Source organism: Rickettsia endosymbiont of Ixodes pacificus, from assembly GCF_000965155.1.
Lineage (GTDB): Bacteria > Pseudomonadota > Alphaproteobacteria > Rickettsiales > Rickettsiaceae > Rickettsia > Rickettsia tamurae.
Map to the genome: position 1 here is coordinate 732,933 of NZ_LAOP01000001.1, position 17,145 is coordinate 750,077.

Sequence of the window (17,145 nt, forward strand, 5' to 3'; positions counted from 1 at the left end):
TGTTGCATGACCAATGTCATACCGTGGCTTGACCACGGTATCCAGTAAAAATTATTTTGCTGAGTATCGTAGTAAAAGTTAAGATATGATGTTAAGACTTTTTTTGAGTCGTGCAATAACATTAACAGCAAACTATAATACAAGTCTATCTTTTTAAAAGTTTGTATTGCTAGCTTGGTGGTTATAGCATGAGTGAAACACACGATCCCATCCCGAACTCGAACGTGAAACCTCATAGCGCTAATGGTACTATGTCATAAGGCATGGGAGAGTAAGTCGCTGCCAAGCTTGCAATGCAAATTTTTAATTATCTTTCTTTCTCTTTATTAGATGTTTTATATTCATAATTTTTACCTTTCTCTATATTAGTAATGCTTACGAATTAAAGAATAAACATCAAGAAATAAAAAGCTATTTAAAGAAAAAAATACTGAGCAATTTATTTTAGAGTTACCAAACGGCATAGTAATTAATGAAGGTGGAATTTTAACTCAAGAAGGTTATATTCTACAAGATACTCAAACAAGCTTAGGTGATCAACATCGTTTATTAAATAAAAAACGAGATATTAATACAGAAAATCCTTTATATTTTAATGGAAAATTAGCAGTAATTTCATCTTCTGGTTCTGAAAATTGGTATCATTGGCTGCTACAAATTTTGCCTAGATTAATTATATTAAAAGAATCAGATCTTGAATATGACCGTATCTATATTAATAATTTAAAATATTCATGGCAAATTAAGTCATTAGAAATAGTATTAAATTATTTAGATATATCGGAAGATAAGCTTTTTGTAGTAAATAGTGACTGTATAATTCAAGCTACTAGACTAATTGTTCCATCTGTACCGTTTATTCCGGTAAAAGGTACGCCTTTGCCTTTATGGTTAAAAAAAGATTTAAGAAATATTTTTATTAAAGATAATAGTAAAGCATACGATAAAATATATATTTCTCGTAAATACGCTTCTACCCGAAAAATAGTTAATGAAGAGGAATTAATAGAAAAAATTGAGAGACTCGGTTTTAAGGTAATATATCTAGAGCTATCCTCCCCGTATGAACAGGCCCAGCTTTTTAATAAAGCAAAAATAATAGTTGGACAGCACGGATCAGGATTTGCTAACCTTATTTTTGCGGCTCCAAAATGCAAAGTAGTAGAAATTGATCACGGTACAACTCCCTCTAGAAGTTTTTATAAAAGAATGGCAAATTATATGTCATGCGATTATTATCCTTTTTATGTAGATCAGACAACAGAAGAGCATTTAGAAGACGATATAAAGGTCAATATTGATGAATTTATTAAGTTTCTTAGAGGTCATCTGTAAATAAATTTTAATTAGTATTCATATTTCAACCTCTTAAGGAAGTTAATTCTTAAAATCATTATTTAATAAATAAGATTCGCTATTCATTTCATTTAGTCTTGAAATAGTGCGTTTAAATTCTGCGGCTCGTGCTGAACCTTGATATATTTTATTTGGGTTATCTTCTAAGCTCATAAATAAGAGTATTTTATAGAAATAGGCATTATCGATAAAGTTGATAAGTCTAACGGCTGTATTTGTATCGTTAGCATCGATAGTATGAACGTTCCTCACTATAATAACGTTGAAATTTTGGCAAATATTAACATAATCGATATAGCTTAAGTCTCTTGCAAATAATTCATTATAATCTGTTACTAATATTCTTTTATGCACTTTTTGAAACGATATTTCTCTACCTAGAACCTGTATATTTTGAGAAACAAGATTATTATCACTAATCTCCGTGATAATTTTTTCAAGTTTGTTTTGGTTTTCTAAAGTTAAGGGATAAATTATCCTTTCTCCTTTAACTCCTAACGCTTTATCAAATCGATAATCATGGTGATTATCTAGATATTTAACGTAAAATGTATTATTGATTATCTTTATAAAAGGTAAGAAAGATTCTCGTTGTAACCCGTCTTTGTAAAGATTATTGGGACTCGTGTTAGAGGTTATAAAAATAAAAATATTTTGCTTTATTAATTCATCAAATAATCTACCGATTATCATTGCATCGGTAATGTCTTTAATTTCAAACTCATCTATACATAACACTTTAGTTTGTTTAGCATAGTTTTTAGCAATTTTAGGAATGATATCTTTCTGATTTTCTGTTTGTAATTTATGCATAGATTTATGAATTTCCTGCATAAAGTTCTGATAGTGTATTATTATTTTAGGTGTGGTTAATTCTTCAAAAAAAGAATTCATGAGCATAGTTTTACCGCTGCCCACCGGACCGTATAAATAAATTCCGCTTTTTAAATTATTTTGGTTAAAGAATTTAAATAAACTTTTTGGCTTATTAAGTTCTGTTGCCAGTTGTTTTAATTCTTCTAGTAAAGCAGCTTGTTTTGCATCTAGTACAATATATTTCAGAAAGCTTGATACAAGCGAATTTTGCAGGTCTCGTCTGTGTTCACGTAGTTTTCTACGCTGCGCAGACTCGCCTTTAAATTCGTCTTGTCTAAAGCTTTCTGAAATATATTGTACTAATGAAGTAGAGGATTTTATCATCCAAAATATTTTTTATCTAATTTATTATATGTTTTTTCTAAAATCGGTAGGTATAATTTAATATTTTCAAAAACTCGTTTTGCATCTTCATATTTATAAACATGAGAAGTATTATTGCGATCATCAAGCATTCCAAGCCACATTTTTTCATCATCAATCATACTAAATTGAAAAGCTTTACTTAGAACATCTTTTGGAGTAGTACTATCAATTTTTTCATGGGTTAGTATTTCTTTAGTACTTTCCAAAATAGTTCTATTACGAATTCAAATAGCTGAATAGCAGCATCTAAAAGAAAGGATCTTTATCTACTTTAGTTCTTTCTATAAACTCGTGTAAGCGTTGTATAGCTTGTCCTAGTGTTTTAAAATAATCTTGCCACAATATTTTTTCCATTAGAGCTTCTCCTTTTTTATAAAGAATTTTTTTAAAATTAATGATATTTTGTTTAAATTTATCATCATCATTTAATGTATCAAATCGTACACAATCTATTTTTAAAAGTGTATCTGCATCATATATTATTTCTAAAACTTGCTGCCAATCATCTTCATTTGCATTAGGGCAGAGGATGGCGATATCAATATCAGAACGTTCACGATTATCACCGCGCCCGCGTGACCCAAAAAGCCAAACTTCTTCTATAAAGGGTAGTTTAGTAAGATTTGTTAAAAAGGAATATTCTATTATACTATTCATATCTTCCTGTACAACAAGGTTGCATCGCCGTAGCTAAAAAAACACATTTTTTCTTTTATAGCATATTTATATAATTCATGCATCTCTTTAAATCCGGCAAAAGCACATATAAGCATAAATAAAGTAGATTTAGGAAAATGGAAATTAGTAAGTAGCATATCTGCCGTTTGGAATTTAAAGCCTGGGGTTATGAAAATATCGGTTTCAAAATCACCGGCTTTTACAGTGCCTTTATTGCAAGAACTCTCAAGTGTTCTAAGTGTTGTAGTGCCGACTGCGATAATACGTCTCCCTTCTTGCTTTGCTTTATTGATGATTTCAGCAGTTTCAGGAGTGATAGAGCAATATTCGGTATGCATTTTATGCTCATGAATATTTTCGGTTTTTACAGGTAAAAAAGTTCCTGCTCCCACATGTAATGTTAAAAATGTAGTTTGTATACCTTCTGCCTTAATCTTATCAAGTATATCCTTTGTAAAATGCAAGCCTGCCGTCGGTGCTGCAACTGAACCTTCTATTTGACTATAGATTGTTTGATAGCGTTCGTTGTCGTTTTGAGTGTTTGTCATCCCGTGGCTTGACCACGGTATCCAGTCATTATTTAAAAATTTTTTGGATCCCGTGGTCGTAGCCACGGTATGACATAATGAGTGTGAACGCCTAATATAAACCGGCAGCGGCATCTCGCCGTATTTATCTAGGAATTCAAATACAGAAATATTATCAAGCTCGAATTTTACTTTAATCTCGCCCATCGCAAGTTTTGCGGTAATAATTACCTTATGATTATCAAAATAAAATTCATCGCCTATATTAAGTTTTCGAGCAGGCTTTGCAAAAGCCGACCAACAATTATCAGGTAATTTTTGATTCAAATTTATTGTAATATTCTTCCCTAAATGTAACTTTGCTTTAATCACTTTGCTATTATTAAAGACTAATAAATCACCTTCTTTTAAGTAATTTATTATGTTATAGAATTTGGTTTTAATAAGCGGTGTGGTAGCAATTAGCAAATCCGAGTGGTCACGTTTATTAGATGGATATTGTGAGATAAGTTCGCTTGGTAAATCAAAGTCAAAATCAGATAGTTTCATTGTTTAAATATTAGTGGCTAAAGAAGTTATTATAACAGCATATGACAATATTTAATATAATATTTTAGTTTATTGATTGCTTACTAATAAATAAACTATTTGTTGATAAAATGATTTTTTTCTGTACGATACAAAACACTATTAATTGAATAACGAAAGGAAATGCTATGATAAACGAGAACCTGATTAGAGATAAATTTTATGAGATATTAAGCAGTAAAGATATAGAAGAACAGCAAAATATGGGATTTAATAATATAGATAAAATAAAAAGATATGAATTTTTAGAGAAAGTTTTGTCAAAGAATTCAAAGCTTTGATTGAAGATCCAAATACAAATATTTCTAATGTGTACAATATGGCATACTGCAATGTAGATAAAATAGCAAGATTTCCTGACACTGCTATAGTTAAAGCAATTTGTCAAGGTGATTATGATTTAGTTGATAGTATGTTAACTGCTTTAAATATTGATCCAAATACAAAAGTATCTACGTTGAAGCATGAGGCCTCCAGTCTTTTAAGGTTTGCGTGTATTAATAATCAGAAAGAGATAGCTAGGCTTTTACTTGAAAAAGGAGCAAGTATAATACTTGACTATAATAACGGTATAACCGTTTTACACACTGCCATAACAGCCGGACATTTTGATATGGTAGAATTTCTACTTGAAAATGGGGCTGATCCTAATTACGTAAAAGATGACAATTTTAGTTATTTAGAAATATTTACTTTCCTATACAAAAATATAGCTATGGTAACTAAATTACTCGCTTATGGTGCTAATATGGAATTTATTTGTTGTGGAAAGACCATATTTAAAAGTTTAGTAGACTTAACTAGAAATCTTGAGGATAGGCATCAGAGTACAGATATGGTAAAAGTATATTTACAATATGGTGCTAATCTGGATGTATAGCTAGACCATAGTAAATAGGTACATACTATGCTAATATATATGTTATAAATGATAATAAATAAATTATGGCAAGCAGTTACAGTTACGATTTAAGAATGAAACTATTCAAAGCTCTAGATGATGGGCTCTCAATTGTTAAAGCATGTAAAATATTCAATATAGGTCGTAACACTATATATAGATGGAAAACTCTTAAATGGGAAACAGGAGATATAAAAGCAAAACCTTATGGTCCAGCAAAGGGTTATAATGCAAAAATAAATCTCAAAGAATTTGAAGAATTAATTATCAATAATCATGATAAAACAGCTAAAGAATTAAGTATTATACTAGGTAATAGATTACAAAGAACTAGAATAAATTACTATAGAAAACTACTAGGGTACACTTATAAAAAAAAGTCATCTTCATCCCAGAAGGGATATTGGTTTAAGGAATGAATTTATAGAAAAGATACAGCAAATTTCTAAAGAAACTCTAGTATTCATTGATGAGTCAGGAATAGAAGATAATGCTTGTAGAGAATATGGATGGAGTATAAAAGGTACTAGATGTTATGGAAACAAAGTGTATCAACATAAATCCAGGATCAGTATGATAGCGGGGCTTCGTAATAATCAAATTATAGCGCCAGTAATATTTGAAGGAAATTGTAATAAAGAAATATTTACAACCTATGTAGAGACTATATTAACTAAAGAATTACATCCTGGACAAACAGTAATTATGGATAATATCAACTTCCATAAGAATAATATAATAAGAGAATTAATCGAGTCGGTTGGGTGCAGAATTTTATTCTTACCTACATATAGCCCAGACTTAAATCCTATAGAACATTATTGGTTTAAGATTAAGAACGAAATAAGAAAAGTTACGGGGCAATTCAAGATATCAGTATGGCTGTAGAACACGTACTAAAGTTTATTTAACTGTACCTATTTACTATGGTCTAACTATACTCGATCCTGACGGTCAAATGGTCCGTGATAAAGAAGTAATTTATGAACCTCTTAAAGCTCTTTTAACGCTTGAATCCGCATTTCGTAAGAATGATTACAAGGCAATTAAGGCTATTGACAAGAAAGATTTAGCCGCATTTGTTCAATGGAAAGTAGAAATATTACCGGTTGCAAAAGATGCTTCTAAGAATAAATTTGAGTATATCAAAAAACTATTAGAACTAGATAAATTTTCAAAGCAAGTGAGTTTGGATTCGGATTCTATAAAACAACCACTAATAAAATTAAGAGAAAAGGTAGTTGAGTTGGTACCGTCTTTAGAGTTTTTATGCATCTTAAAAATTGAAGATACTCATGAGAGTACAATAAAAAGCGATGACAGAGTGTAAACTACTTCAAGTTGAAGCAGCAGGAGAAGCGGTGGCTCCTACTGACTTAGTTTAAAGGTTGAGGCTGGTACTATGTCATTCCTGCGAAAGCAGGAATCCAGTTTTTTTCGGTGTCATACCGTGGCTTGACCACGGTATGACAATAATTGCTTCACACTATCAACTCTTTTACTTTACTTAAGAGTTCCATAATTTTTGATATAGCTTACTATTTTTCAGTAATTCTGCGTGGCTACCGTCATCGATTATACTACCTTTTTCAAAAACTAAAATTCTATCCATATTGAGTAAAGTAGATAATCTGTGGGCAATAACTATCACGGTTTTATTTTGCATTAAATAATCCATTGACTCTTGAATTAGGCTTTCCGTTTCGCTATCTAAACTACTTGTTGCTTCATCGAGAATTAAAATAGGAGCATTTTTTAAGATAGCTCTTGCTATAATGATTCTTTGACGCTGACCGCCGGATAAATTATTTCCCCGCTCTCCGCACATAGTATCGTAACCGTCCGGTAAATTATCGATAACATCGTGGATATGTGCAACTTTTGCTGCTTCTATAACCTCTTCAAGAGTAGCTTCTTTTTTTCCGTATCTGATATTTTCCAAAATAGTACGATGAAAAAGTACCGGTTCTTGTGGTATAAGGCTAATAGCTTTTCTAAGAGAGTCTTGAGTTACATTTTTAATATTTTGATTATCTATTAAAATCACCCCTTCTTCTATATCATGTAACCTAGTGAGCAAACTAATAAAAGTGGTTTTCCCTGAACCGGAAAAGCCGACTAGCCCTACTTTTTGTTTACTCGGTATTAATACTGATTTATTATAAAATAGATTGTTATTATGGTGATAATTAAACGTAACATTTCTAAATTCAATAACACCTTCTTTGATATCTAAAGGAGTAGCATTTTCAATATCCGTTATAATATGTGGTGCCATTAGGGATAAACCTTGATTAAATGCTCCGACCTGCTCAAACATATCACCGATTTCTTGCGTTAAATCCCAAATATCGTCTGCTACATTTATACATAATGTTAGCACTAATACGCAATCACCTATGCTTATAGATAATTCGCTATGAAGTTTAGATAAATAATAAATCATTATAAAAATCATTATTGAACAAGAAGTCCCAAGAGCATAACGCAATTTGAACATAAAGAATTGCATAGTTTGCTCATCGGCTACGGCATTTTCTACTCTTGTTTCTAGATGTTGACGTTCAAGTTTATGGGCTGTAAACATTCTAACCGCATTAATATTGCTAATTGCATCTACAATACTGCCGGCAACAAAAGATTGGCTTCTAGCATAATTTAACGAGTATTTATTGATTTTATCTGAGAAAAGAACGCTAAGTCCTAAAAAAACCGTAATCCATAAAATAAATATCGTAGCAAAAACGTAATGTACGGAATATAAAGCAATTAACGCAAATACAATAATGGCAAGTTTATGAAGAATTTTTTCGCCGAATATTGAAATGATCATCTCAAATGATCTTGCGGTTTCGGTAATACGATTGCTAATATGTCCTGCTAGATTATCCTGAAAGAATTTATGGCTATGATATTGGGTATAATTATAAAGTTCATTTAGTATTTTCCCTTTTATTACGGGCATAGTCTTTAGATACAAATAATCATATGAACGATATGCTATATTAATACTCTCCCACCAAAAAGCATAAAATACTGCCCAGTAAATCGTGGAAGATAAAGGATTATTAGCGTTCTCATCGCTGAAAGATTCTATTAAATCAATGATTTTCTGAAGTAATATACTATCAATCGCCGGAATCATACCGAGTAAAATACAAATTACAGTCAATAAAGTAATTTTAACTTTATCGAATTTTAAAAAATAAATACCTAAGCTAAATGTTGATTTAGATAAAGTAGGGTATTTTATCACGATAATGTACCTCGATTTTAAAATAATATATTAATTCGCGTGTTATTTTGGAGCATATAATTTAATTATTTTGCAAAAATATACCTAAAAATATTAAATCTATGGAAAAATAATAAACAAGCCTTGCTTCTTACCTTAAATAATGCTACAAAATTCAGAAAATAACTTTAAAATCATTAGAAATGCAAGAAAAAGAATTATCTAATAATTTTTTAGAAGAACAGGAAAAGTCTAAGGAAGACGATTCTCCATTCTTTGATGTAAAATATATTTGTCAAGCAAGTTTATTAATTACGGATTCTATCCGAAAAGGGTATGATGTAACGCAATTGCCCAATGGTGATATTAATGTTACAGAAGTAAGAATAGTAAATGTTCATTATAATTGGAACTCCAAAAAAGGAAAATTTGTTAAAACTAATCAGATAGAATTTAATAATAGCAAAGGTGGATGATTAAATCAAATACTGTATTGATGTTATTGTGTGCTTCAGTTTTTTTGTCATTGCGAGGAAAAATTGAAAATTTTAACAAAGCAATCCAGTAAAAAATTTTGATTTACAGAATTTTTTATTATTTTTCTAGATTTCCACGCTCCTTTTAGTCGCTCGCAATGACGTTGAATCTTAAAACAGCAGCTTAAATATGGAATTTGATCAAGTATTATTATCAAGGATTCAGTTTGCTTTTACCATAAGTTTTCATATAATATTTCCTGCTTTTACTATAGGGCTTGCAAGCTTTTTAGCGGTAATTGAAGGGTTATGGTTAAAAACAAAAAAGCCGGTTTATCAAGAAATATACAAATTTTGGGTGAAGATTTTTGCCGTTACTTTCGGTATGGGAGTAGTTTCGGGCGTTGTAATGTCTTATCAATTTGGGACTAACTGGTCGAATTTTTCAGATAAGGTTGGAAATGTCCTTGGTCCGCTTCTCGGTTTTGAAGTATTTACTGCATTTTTCCTCGAATCTTCTTTTTTAGGTATAATGTTATTCGGCTTTAATAAAGTCAGTAAAAAAGTACATTTTATTTCTACGTTAATAGTTGCCGTTGGTACTGTAATCTCAGCTTTTTGGATACTTGCAGCTAGTAGCTGGATGCATACGCCTGCTGGTTTTGAACTGCGAGGCGAAGGATTCTTTTATCCTTTGAATTGGTTAGAAATTATCTTTAACCCTTCTTTCCCATATCGCTTTTTCCATATGATTACGGCGGCTTATTTAACTACTTCTTTTGTTATCGGTGGTGTAGCTAGCTTTTATTTACTAAATAATCGTTATAAAGAGCATGCTAAAATTATGTTTTTTATGGCGGTGTTAATGGCGTTAATTGTTGCACCTATTCAAATATTTATCGGTGATCTGCATGGTTTAAATACTCTTAAATATCAGCCGGTTAAAGTTTCGGCTATGGAAGGTATTTGGAATACGGAAAAAGGAGCAGCTTTTAATCTTATCGGCTTTCCTGACGGGGAAGAAGAAAAAACAAAATATGCTGTAGAAATACCTTATGCTAATAGTTTAATCTTAACGCATAGTTTAGACGGTGAAGTGAAAGGATTAAAAGAATGGATAAAAGAAGAGCGTCCGCCGGTTGCATTAGTATTCTTTAGCTTCCGTATTATGGTAGGAATCGGTTTCTTAATGGTATTTACAGGTATTGCCGGCTTATATCTTTATTTGAAGAAAAGATTATATACTACGCATTGGTTTCAATATTGGTATATATTAATGTCACCTTCAGGTTTTATTGCAGTACTTGCCGGCTGGTTCGTAACCGAGGTAGGTAGACAACCTTATATAGTGTATAATATTTTAAAAACCGTAGATACGGTATCACCGGTACTCGGCAAATATGTATTTATTTCTCTAATTGCTTTTGTAGTAGTGTATGTGATCATTTTCGGAGCGGGTATATATTATATAATGCATTTGATAAAGAAAGGTATAGAAGCGATAGATAATAAAGAAATGTACGGAGAGATCGGTTTGAATAACCCATTATTAGAAAAGTAATAAGCTTATGTTAAATTTTGCACCTTATATAGATTTACCGCTTGTTTGGGGTGGGCTTATAGCTACCGCTATTTGTTTATATGTTTTATTAGACGGTTTTGATTTAGGAGTAGGGATCTTATTTCCGTTTGCACCTACTGATGATTGCCGTCATAAAATGATTAATTCTATTGCTCCTTTTTGGGACGGTAACGAAACTTGGTTAGTACTTGGCGGCGGTGGTTTATTTGCAGCTTTCCCGCTGGCATATTCGCTATTAATGCCGGCTTTATATATTCCTATTATATTAATGTTACTTGGCTTAATATTTCGTGGTGTAGCTTTTGAATTCCGTTTTAAGGCTCATATAGGTCATCGTTATATTTGGGACTACGCTTTTCATTTCGGTTCTATGCTTGCTGTTTTTTGTCAAGGTTTAATGCTTGGTACGTTTGTCCAAGGAATAGAGATAGAAGGACGAGAATTTGCAGGGGGGAGCTTTGATTTTCTTACTCCCTTTTCCGTTATAACGGGGATAGCATTAATATTCGGTTATGCACTCTTGGGTGCTACTTGGCTTATTCTGAAAACAGAAAAGAAAACACAAGATTGGGCTTATAAATCTGCTTTATATATTTTATTTTATGTTGCACTTTTTATGGGACTTGTAAGCTTATGGGTTCCTTTCTTAAATAACCACATAAATCATCGTTGGTTTAGTGTACCTAATATTTACTATTTATCTATTGTACCTATTGTAACTGCTTTAATATTTATCAAGTTAATTAAAGCCGTTAAGCAAAAAAAAGAAGTAAAGCCGTTTATTTATACGATCTTGTTATTTTTATTAGGATATTTAGGGCTTGCGATAAGCATATGGCCATATATCGTTCCTTATAAAGTTACGCTTGAAACTGCAGCAGCAGCACCGGAGTCACAGTCTTTACTGTTGATAGGGGCTGGAATATTCCTACCTGTCATACTTGGCTACACATTCTATTGTTATTATATATTCCGTGGCAAATCATCTCATCATCCGATATATTAAAAAAATAACCTCTTGTCTAAAAGGGTGGCAATGGTTTATTATTCTATGGCTCAGCGGATTATTATCCACATTACTTTTAACTTATGTAGTTAAGTTGGTGTTTAGGATGATAGGGTAGGTTTATTTTTTGTTGTCACCCCGTGGACAAGCCACGGGGTGACAAGGGTGGAATTGATATATGCAACAAGACTGGTTAAGTCACGGAATGACACCGAATACATGCAATGACATTAAAGTATAGGTATATGACAAAAATCTCAGCATTTATTATTACTAAAAATGAAGCGGCAAGGATAGCAATAGCTATAAATAGCGTAAAAAATATTGTCGATGAGGTGATAGTAGTAGATAATGAAAGTACTGATGATACAGTTAGTATAGCTGAAAAATTAGGGGCAAAGGTAGTGATAAAACCTTGGCTTGGTTATGTAGGACAGAAATCTTTTGCCGAAAGCCTTTGCGTAAATGATTGGGTCCTTAATATTGATGCCGATGAGGAGTTATCTAAAGAGTTACAAGATGAAATAGAGTATATTTTTGCATCTAAGAATCAAGATCAATATCTAGCTTATCAAATAAAGTTGTTAATAATGCATCGTAATGACCAAAAGCCAAGAATGTTTGCTCCATTTAATAAATGTACTCGGTTGTATAATAAAAAATTTGCAAGCTTTGCAAATACCGTAAATAATACTACTCATGATTCGGTGATATTTAATAAGGATGTTGATTTTGCAGGTAAAATTTATCTATTAAATGAAGCTGCTTATCATTATTCGGGTACTTCAATTGAGCAGTTGGTAACTAAAGCAAATTTTTATTCTAGCGAGCAAGCAAAAGATTTAATGATGCAAGATAAAAAAGTTTCAAATACCCGCATAGCATTTGAAATGTTATGGTGGTTTTTTAAAGCATTTTTTATCAGACGATATTTTGTATTCGGTTTTGACGGTTTTGTAGATTCAATAATTTTTGCTTTTGCAAGGTTTCTAAGGCTTGCGAAATTAAGAGAGTCGTTATTTAAATCAAAAAACGTCATTGCGAGCGACTATAGGCATTATTGCATGGATACCAAGTCATCATTGCGAGGAGCAAAGCGACGCGGCAATCCAGAAAAATAATTAAAAAAATTCTGATTTACAGAATTTTTTACTGGATTGCTTCGTCGAATTACTACGTAATTCTTCTCGTAATGACGGAAAACCGATCCACGTAACAACGTCTCCTCGCAATGACGTTTTAGAAAATAAAAAATAAATTATGAAAGAAAATTTTAACGTTAGTAAATTAAAAAACGGTTTGACAATTTTAACATATAATATGCCTTATGTTAATTCGGTAGCAATAAATTTAATTGCTAAAGTTGGAGCACGTTATGAAAATGCAGAAGAGGAAGGCATATCTCACTTTCTTGAGCATATGGCTTTTAAAGGTACGAAAACTAGAACGGCAAAACAGATAGCGGAAGAATTTGACTCTATAGGCGGACATTTTAATGCCTATACCGGTCATGAGAATACGGTATATTATGCACGAGTCTTGTCTGAAAATTGTGATAAAGCACTTAATATACTTACCGATATAATTCAAAATTCTATTTTTGCTGACGAAGAAATAGCTAAGGAATATCAGGTGATAATGCAGGAAATTGCTCATCATCAGGATAATCCGGATGACCTAGTATATGAGAAATTTTATAATAAAGTTTATAGAGAGCAACCATTAGGTAAGTCGATTTTAGGTACTACTAAAACCCTTGCAACTTTTACGAAAGAACATTTTTTTAATTTTATAGGTAAACATTATAATGCCGAAAATCTCTATTTATCAATTGCCGGTAATATTGATCATGATAAAATAGTAATTATAGCGGAACAGTTATTTTCTTCTTTGAAGCAAGGAGTAAAAAGTAGCTTTATTCCGGCAAAATATATAGGCGGAAGCGGCTTTATTAATAAGGAGTTAGAGCAAACTAGTTTAGTGTTAGGGTTTGAAGGTACATCATATATTAATTTAGAAAAGCTTTACCAAACCCATCTACTTTCTATAATATTCGGTGGCGGTATGTCATCGCGTTTATTCCAAACTATTCGTGAGAAATTAGGTTTAGCATATGCAGTAGGTAGTTATAATAGTGCTTATTTTGATAGTGGAGTGTTTACAATTTATGCATCCACTGCACATGACAAGTTAGAATTATTATATAGAGAGATTAAAAACGAAATAATAAAAATGACTGAAAAAGTAAACACAGAAGAGATTATTAGAGCTAAAACACAACTTCGTAGTAATTTACAAATGGCTCAAGAGAAAAATACCTATAAGTCAGAAGAAATAGGTAAAAATTATTCTGTTTTCGGTAAATATATTTCTCCTGAAGAGATTATGGAAATTATCATGAGTATAAAAGCTGATGATATTATTAATACGGCAAATAAAATATTTAGCGGTGCTACTACATCGGCAATTATAGGCCCTCATGATCTTCAGGGATTTTAATGATATGCTTGTGTAGATACCAGAGTCGTCATTGCGAGCGGCCGTAGGCTGCGTGGCAATCTCATGAAATAATAACAAACTTCTGAGATTGCTTCGTCAATTATTTGCGTAATTTCCTCGCAATGACGAGGAAAATGAATTTTGAGACAAATAAATGAAAAAAAAATTATATGAAGGTTCAAGTAAAATTTTATATTCCGCCGAAGAAGATTTTTTACTTATAATGGCTTTTTCCGATAAGGCTATTTTAGAAACCGGCGAAACTGTTGATATATCAGGTAAAGGAGTGCTTAATAATAATATTTCTTCCTTTCTAATGGATAAACTGGAAATGATTGGAATTGAAAATCATTTTATCGAAAAAATAAATATGAGGGAGCAATTAATTCAATATGTCGAAGTTTTCCCAATACAAGTAATAATATCATCGGTAGCGTGCGGTAGATTTGTAAAAGAATTCGGAATGGATGAAGGGTATGTATTTGATAAACCGATCATTGATTTTAAGGTCCGAAGTCGTGAATTTAAATATCCGATAGTTAATGAGTATCAAATATTAAATTTTGGCTGGTTAACTAGGGATGAAATTAAAGCGGTAAAAGAGCAAGCTTTGCATATATATGATTTTCTAAGCGGCTTATTTATCGGTGTCGGGATTCGGCTTGTTGAGTGTAAATTAGAATTTGGGCGTGTGTTTAACGGTGAAGAATCTATCATTATGTTAACTGATGAAATTAGTCCGGATAATTGTAGATTATGGCATATTAACAGTAATGAAAAATTAGGATTTGAATTGCTTGAAAAAGAACCAAATAAGGTTTTTGAATCATATCAGCTAATAGCTGATCGTTTAAAAGAAAAATAAATATATTTTTTAAGCGATATATGCTATTTTGGACTTGAAAAGCGCTCCGATGTCATACCGGTTTTGTTGCATGATTCGGTTTCATCGTCATTGCGAGAAGACATTTATGTCGACGAAGCAATCTCAGCAAACAAACAAAAGATTGCCACGCAGTCTACGCCTGCTCGCAATGACGATTTGGTATCTACGCAGGAATAACATTTTTGATTTTTAATAATTTTTTACAGTAGAAAAGATGAAAATACGATTTATTATAATAAGCTTATTAGCTTTAATATTAGTAGGGTGGGGATACGCTGCCTATAAATTTGAACATCAAAGTAAAGAGAATATTATCTCTATTTTTGATAAATATGAAGAATATATAACTTATGATGCAATAAAAGTTAATAAATATGGATTTAGTGTTACTTTAAATAAAGTAATGTTAAAACCTATAGATTTTTATTTTGATGAAATAGTTATTAGGCATATACCGTTTTTGAATATTACAAAAATTGATTCTTACGGAAATAATGTAAAAATTACTACCGCTCAAGATGAAAAAAATATTTTTTACTCACCTGATCATCATACAACAATTTGGTTTAGAAAATCTTTGTTTAATAGAGAGCCTGATTATTGGAAATTAAGCTTGAGTGACAATAAATCAACTCTTTATAATTCTCTAGATGCAGAAAAATTAGCAGAGAGTGATATTAGTGATTCTGTAATTACTAATACTAAAACATCGGATAATCTTAATTTATTGACTGTGGATGGAAAAAGCACCGTTTCTTTTACTTCTGAAAACTATAGTAAAAATTTATCTGATAAAGTTTTTAAATTTTTAAGAGATAAAATAGGAGAGGAAGCTAATTTTAACTCATTTGAATATGATATAGCACAGTTGGATGCGTTAAATGTGCCAATTACTTATAATAGCCAATTAAAGCTTAAATATAGTGATGAGCTATTAGCTCTTGGGAAATTATTGATTCAAAACTTTTCTCTAGATCAAAAGCAAGATGAGAATATGCATGCTGTTATTTTTATGCAGATATTAGGAGAATTAGTAAAAGGTAAGCCGTTTTTATTTGCTTGTGATTTTGAAAGAAAAGGAAAAATAGAAAGTAATTTATACAAATTAAATATAGAAAAAGATAAAATTTTTGATTTTGCTTTAAATATTAAATCTACTATAGAACCTTCTGAAACATACCAAAAAACGGCAGTTGAAGCTTTAGGACGTTACTTTAGTAATGGTTTAAACAAAAGAGCTGAGTTAGATAAAATTTTTAAACTAACTAGCCCTATTACTCAAGAAGACGGGGAAAAAGTAATGGGTGTTTTTGCAAAAATAAATAATTCCGAATTTAATTTAAAAGGTGAGTTTGATCCCGAAGAAAAAAAATTATTCGGTAAAACTAATCTTGTAATGGATGATTTTAATTTTGCTATTGATATTGATGTGCCTAATTTAGAGAATCCTATGAATCTAGAAAGCGTAATAAAATTATCGGATCCGAGTGCGGTTATAAATAATTTAGTGAATTATACTAATAATGCTATTATACCGGTGCTTAATAAAATAGAAGATTCTAAGGAATTTGCTTTAAATCTAGGAAAACAATCTTCAGTAATAAAGCAATACGGCTTTAGGGCAATAGAAGCTTTTAGTAAAAATTCTGAATTGAAAGACGGTGAATCTTTAGTAGTTGACGTGAAAGGTAAAGATGCCGGACTAACCTTTAACGATAAAGCTATTGATCAGATCTTTAGTGATGCAAGAGTATTAGAATTTATGAATGCCATGGCTATGATAGATCAAGAAAGAAAAGTTGAAAATAAAAAATAATCTTAAGAATTATATTGATATGCTCAAACATATAGTATTATTTAAATTTGCAATAACTGCTTCAGAAAGGCAAATAGAGCAGGCTTTAGCAAAGTTAGGAAATTTAAAAAATACTACTATTCCACAAATTAAATCTTTTAGTTTTGGCAAAAATTGTAGCCCTGAAAATTTAAATAAGGGTTTTAGCTATGCTTTTGTTATGGAGTTTTTAAGTGAGGAAGATAGAGAAGGTTATTTAAAACACCATGATCATATTAGAGTAGCTTCTGACGATATTATGCCTTTAACTGAGGATGGGATAAATTCGGTGATAGTATTAGATTATAAATTTTAAGATAAAGAAATAAGTTATA

General features: G+C 31.2%; 16 protein-coding genes, 1 rRNA gene and 2 pseudogenes. 14 read left to right on the plus strand and 5 right to left on the minus strand.

Going from position 1 to position 17,145, the window contains the following annotated elements; translation table 11 throughout:
- The first annotated feature begins 173 nt into the window (after positions 1 to 173).
- Together rrf and REIP_RS03925 are read left to right on the plus strand one after the other, a co-directional pair.
- Positions 174 to 288: ribosomal RNA gene (gene rrf / locus REIP_RS03920) — 5S ribosomal RNA — on the plus strand.
- Between the two features lie 372 nt (positions 289 to 660).
- The gene (locus REIP_RS03925) at positions 661 to 1,335 is read left to right on the plus strand and encodes a glycosyltransferase family 61 protein (RefSeq protein WP_045803882.1); all 675 of its coding nucleotides are present in this window, start codon (positions 661 to 663) and stop codon (positions 1,333 to 1,335) included.
- Between the two features lie 42 nt (positions 1,336 to 1,377).
- Here the strand turns inward: REIP_RS03925 and zapE are convergent, their stop codons facing one another.
- From zapE to queA, 4 genes are read right to left on the minus strand one after another with little or no spacing between them, the layout of a single operon-like run.
- Positions 1,378 to 2,556 (minus strand): cell division protein ZapE, encoded by a 1,179-nt coding sequence (gene zapE, locus REIP_RS03930; protein WP_082068233.1) that lies wholly within the window; start codon positions 2,554 to 2,556, stop codon positions 1,378 to 1,380.
- Entirely contained in the window at positions 2,553 to 2,804 is a 252-nt protein-coding gene (locus REIP_RS03935; RefSeq protein WP_052691094.1) for an HI0074 family nucleotidyltransferase substrate-binding subunit, read from the minus strand. Before REIP_RS03935 ends, zapE begins: the two co-directional genes overlap by 4 nt.
- A gap of 40 nt (positions 2,805 to 2,844) precedes the next feature.
- A complete protein-coding gene (locus REIP_RS03940; protein ID WP_231569215.1) occupies positions 2,845 to 3,255 on the minus strand; it encodes a nucleotidyltransferase domain-containing protein in 411 nt (136 codons plus the stop codon).
- Positions 3,252 to 4,352 carry a tRNA preQ1(34) S-adenosylmethionine ribosyltransferase-isomerase QueA gene (gene queA / locus REIP_RS03945; protein ID WP_023507117.1) on the minus strand — a complete coding sequence of 367 codons (1,101 nt, stop codon included), beginning with the start codon at positions 4,350 to 4,352 and terminating at the stop codon, positions 3,252 to 3,254. The genes REIP_RS03940 and queA overlap by 4 nt, the downstream gene beginning before the upstream one ends.
- A 167-nt stretch (positions 4,353 to 4,519) precedes the next feature.
- Here queA and REIP_RS13650 point away from each other — a divergent pair.
- The 4 genes and pseudogenes from REIP_RS13650 to REIP_RS03965 form a co-directional block, all read left to right on the plus strand.
- A pseudogene (locus tag REIP_RS13650) lies at positions 4,520 to 4,848 on the plus strand (ankyrin repeat domain-containing protein); the annotation flags it as partial.
- Positions 4,849 to 5,271: an ankyrin repeat domain-containing protein gene (locus REIP_RS03950; RefSeq protein ID WP_410525700.1), complete on the plus strand. Its 423-nt coding sequence runs from the start codon at positions 4,849 to 4,851 to the stop codon at positions 5,269 to 5,271. It abuts the pseudogene before it with no gap.
- A 65-nt stretch (positions 5,272 to 5,336) separates the two neighbouring features.
- Positions 5,337 to 6,203: pseudogene (locus tag REIP_RS09420) on the plus strand (IS630 family transposase).
- 47 nt (positions 6,204 to 6,250) lie between these two features.
- A complete protein-coding gene (locus REIP_RS03965) occupies positions 6,251 to 6,622 on the plus strand; it encodes a hypothetical protein (protein WP_045803883.1) in 372 nt (123 codons plus the stop codon).
- Between the two features lie 177 nt (positions 6,623 to 6,799).
- Here the strand turns inward: REIP_RS03965 and REIP_RS03970 are convergent, their stop codons facing one another.
- A complete protein-coding gene (locus tag REIP_RS03970; protein ID WP_045803884.1) occupies positions 6,800 to 8,548 on the minus strand; it encodes an ABC transporter ATP-binding protein in 1,749 nt (582 codons plus the stop codon).
- A gap of 182 nt (positions 8,549 to 8,730) precedes the next feature.
- On the opposite strand from REIP_RS03970, the gene REIP_RS03975 reads away from it, so the two are divergent.
- The 8 genes from REIP_RS03975 to REIP_RS04010 all read left to right on the plus strand — a co-directional run bounded on the left by REIP_RS03975 (position 8,731) and on the right by REIP_RS04010 (position 17,126).
- The gene (locus tag REIP_RS03975; RefSeq protein WP_023507111.1) at positions 8,731 to 9,003 is read left to right on the plus strand and encodes a DUF2671 domain-containing protein; all 273 of its coding nucleotides are present in this window, start codon (positions 8,731 to 8,733) and stop codon (positions 9,001 to 9,003) included.
- Positions 9,004 to 9,193: 190 nt separating this feature from the next.
- On the plus strand, positions 9,194 to 10,564 hold the full coding sequence (locus REIP_RS03980) for a cytochrome ubiquinol oxidase subunit I (RefSeq protein WP_023507110.1): 1,371 nt from the start codon (positions 9,194 to 9,196) through the stop codon (positions 10,562 to 10,564).
- A gap of 7 nt (positions 10,565 to 10,571) precedes the next feature.
- Positions 10,572 to 11,591, plus strand: a complete 1,020-nt coding sequence (cydB, locus tag REIP_RS03985) for a cytochrome d ubiquinol oxidase subunit II (protein WP_023507109.1) — start codon at positions 10,572 to 10,574, stop codon at positions 11,589 to 11,591.
- Positions 11,592 to 11,836: 245 nt separating this feature from the next.
- Complete coding sequence (locus tag REIP_RS03990) at positions 11,837 to 12,712, plus strand: glycosyltransferase family 2 protein (RefSeq protein ID WP_045803885.1); 876 nt, start codon at positions 11,837 to 11,839, stop codon at positions 12,710 to 12,712.
- Between the two features lie 139 nt (positions 12,713 to 12,851).
- A complete protein-coding gene (locus REIP_RS03995) occupies positions 12,852 to 14,090 on the plus strand; it encodes a M16 family metallopeptidase (protein ID WP_045803886.1) in 1,239 nt (412 codons plus the stop codon).
- 154 nt (positions 14,091 to 14,244) lie between these two features.
- Positions 14,245 to 14,955 carry a phosphoribosylaminoimidazolesuccinocarboxamide synthase gene (locus REIP_RS04000; protein ID WP_045803887.1) on the plus strand — a complete coding sequence of 237 codons (711 nt, stop codon included), beginning with the start codon at positions 14,245 to 14,247 and terminating at the stop codon, positions 14,953 to 14,955.
- 235 nt (positions 14,956 to 15,190) lie between these two features.
- On the plus strand, positions 15,191 to 16,792 hold the full coding sequence (locus REIP_RS04005) for a hypothetical protein (RefSeq protein ID WP_045803888.1): 1,602 nt from the start codon (positions 15,191 to 15,193) through the stop codon (positions 16,790 to 16,792).
- Positions 16,793 to 16,811: 19 nt separating this feature from the next.
- Entirely contained in the window at positions 16,812 to 17,126 is a 315-nt protein-coding gene (locus tag REIP_RS04010) for a Dabb family protein (RefSeq protein ID WP_045804309.1), read from the plus strand.
- Positions 17,127 to 17,145 lie beyond the last annotated feature (19 nt).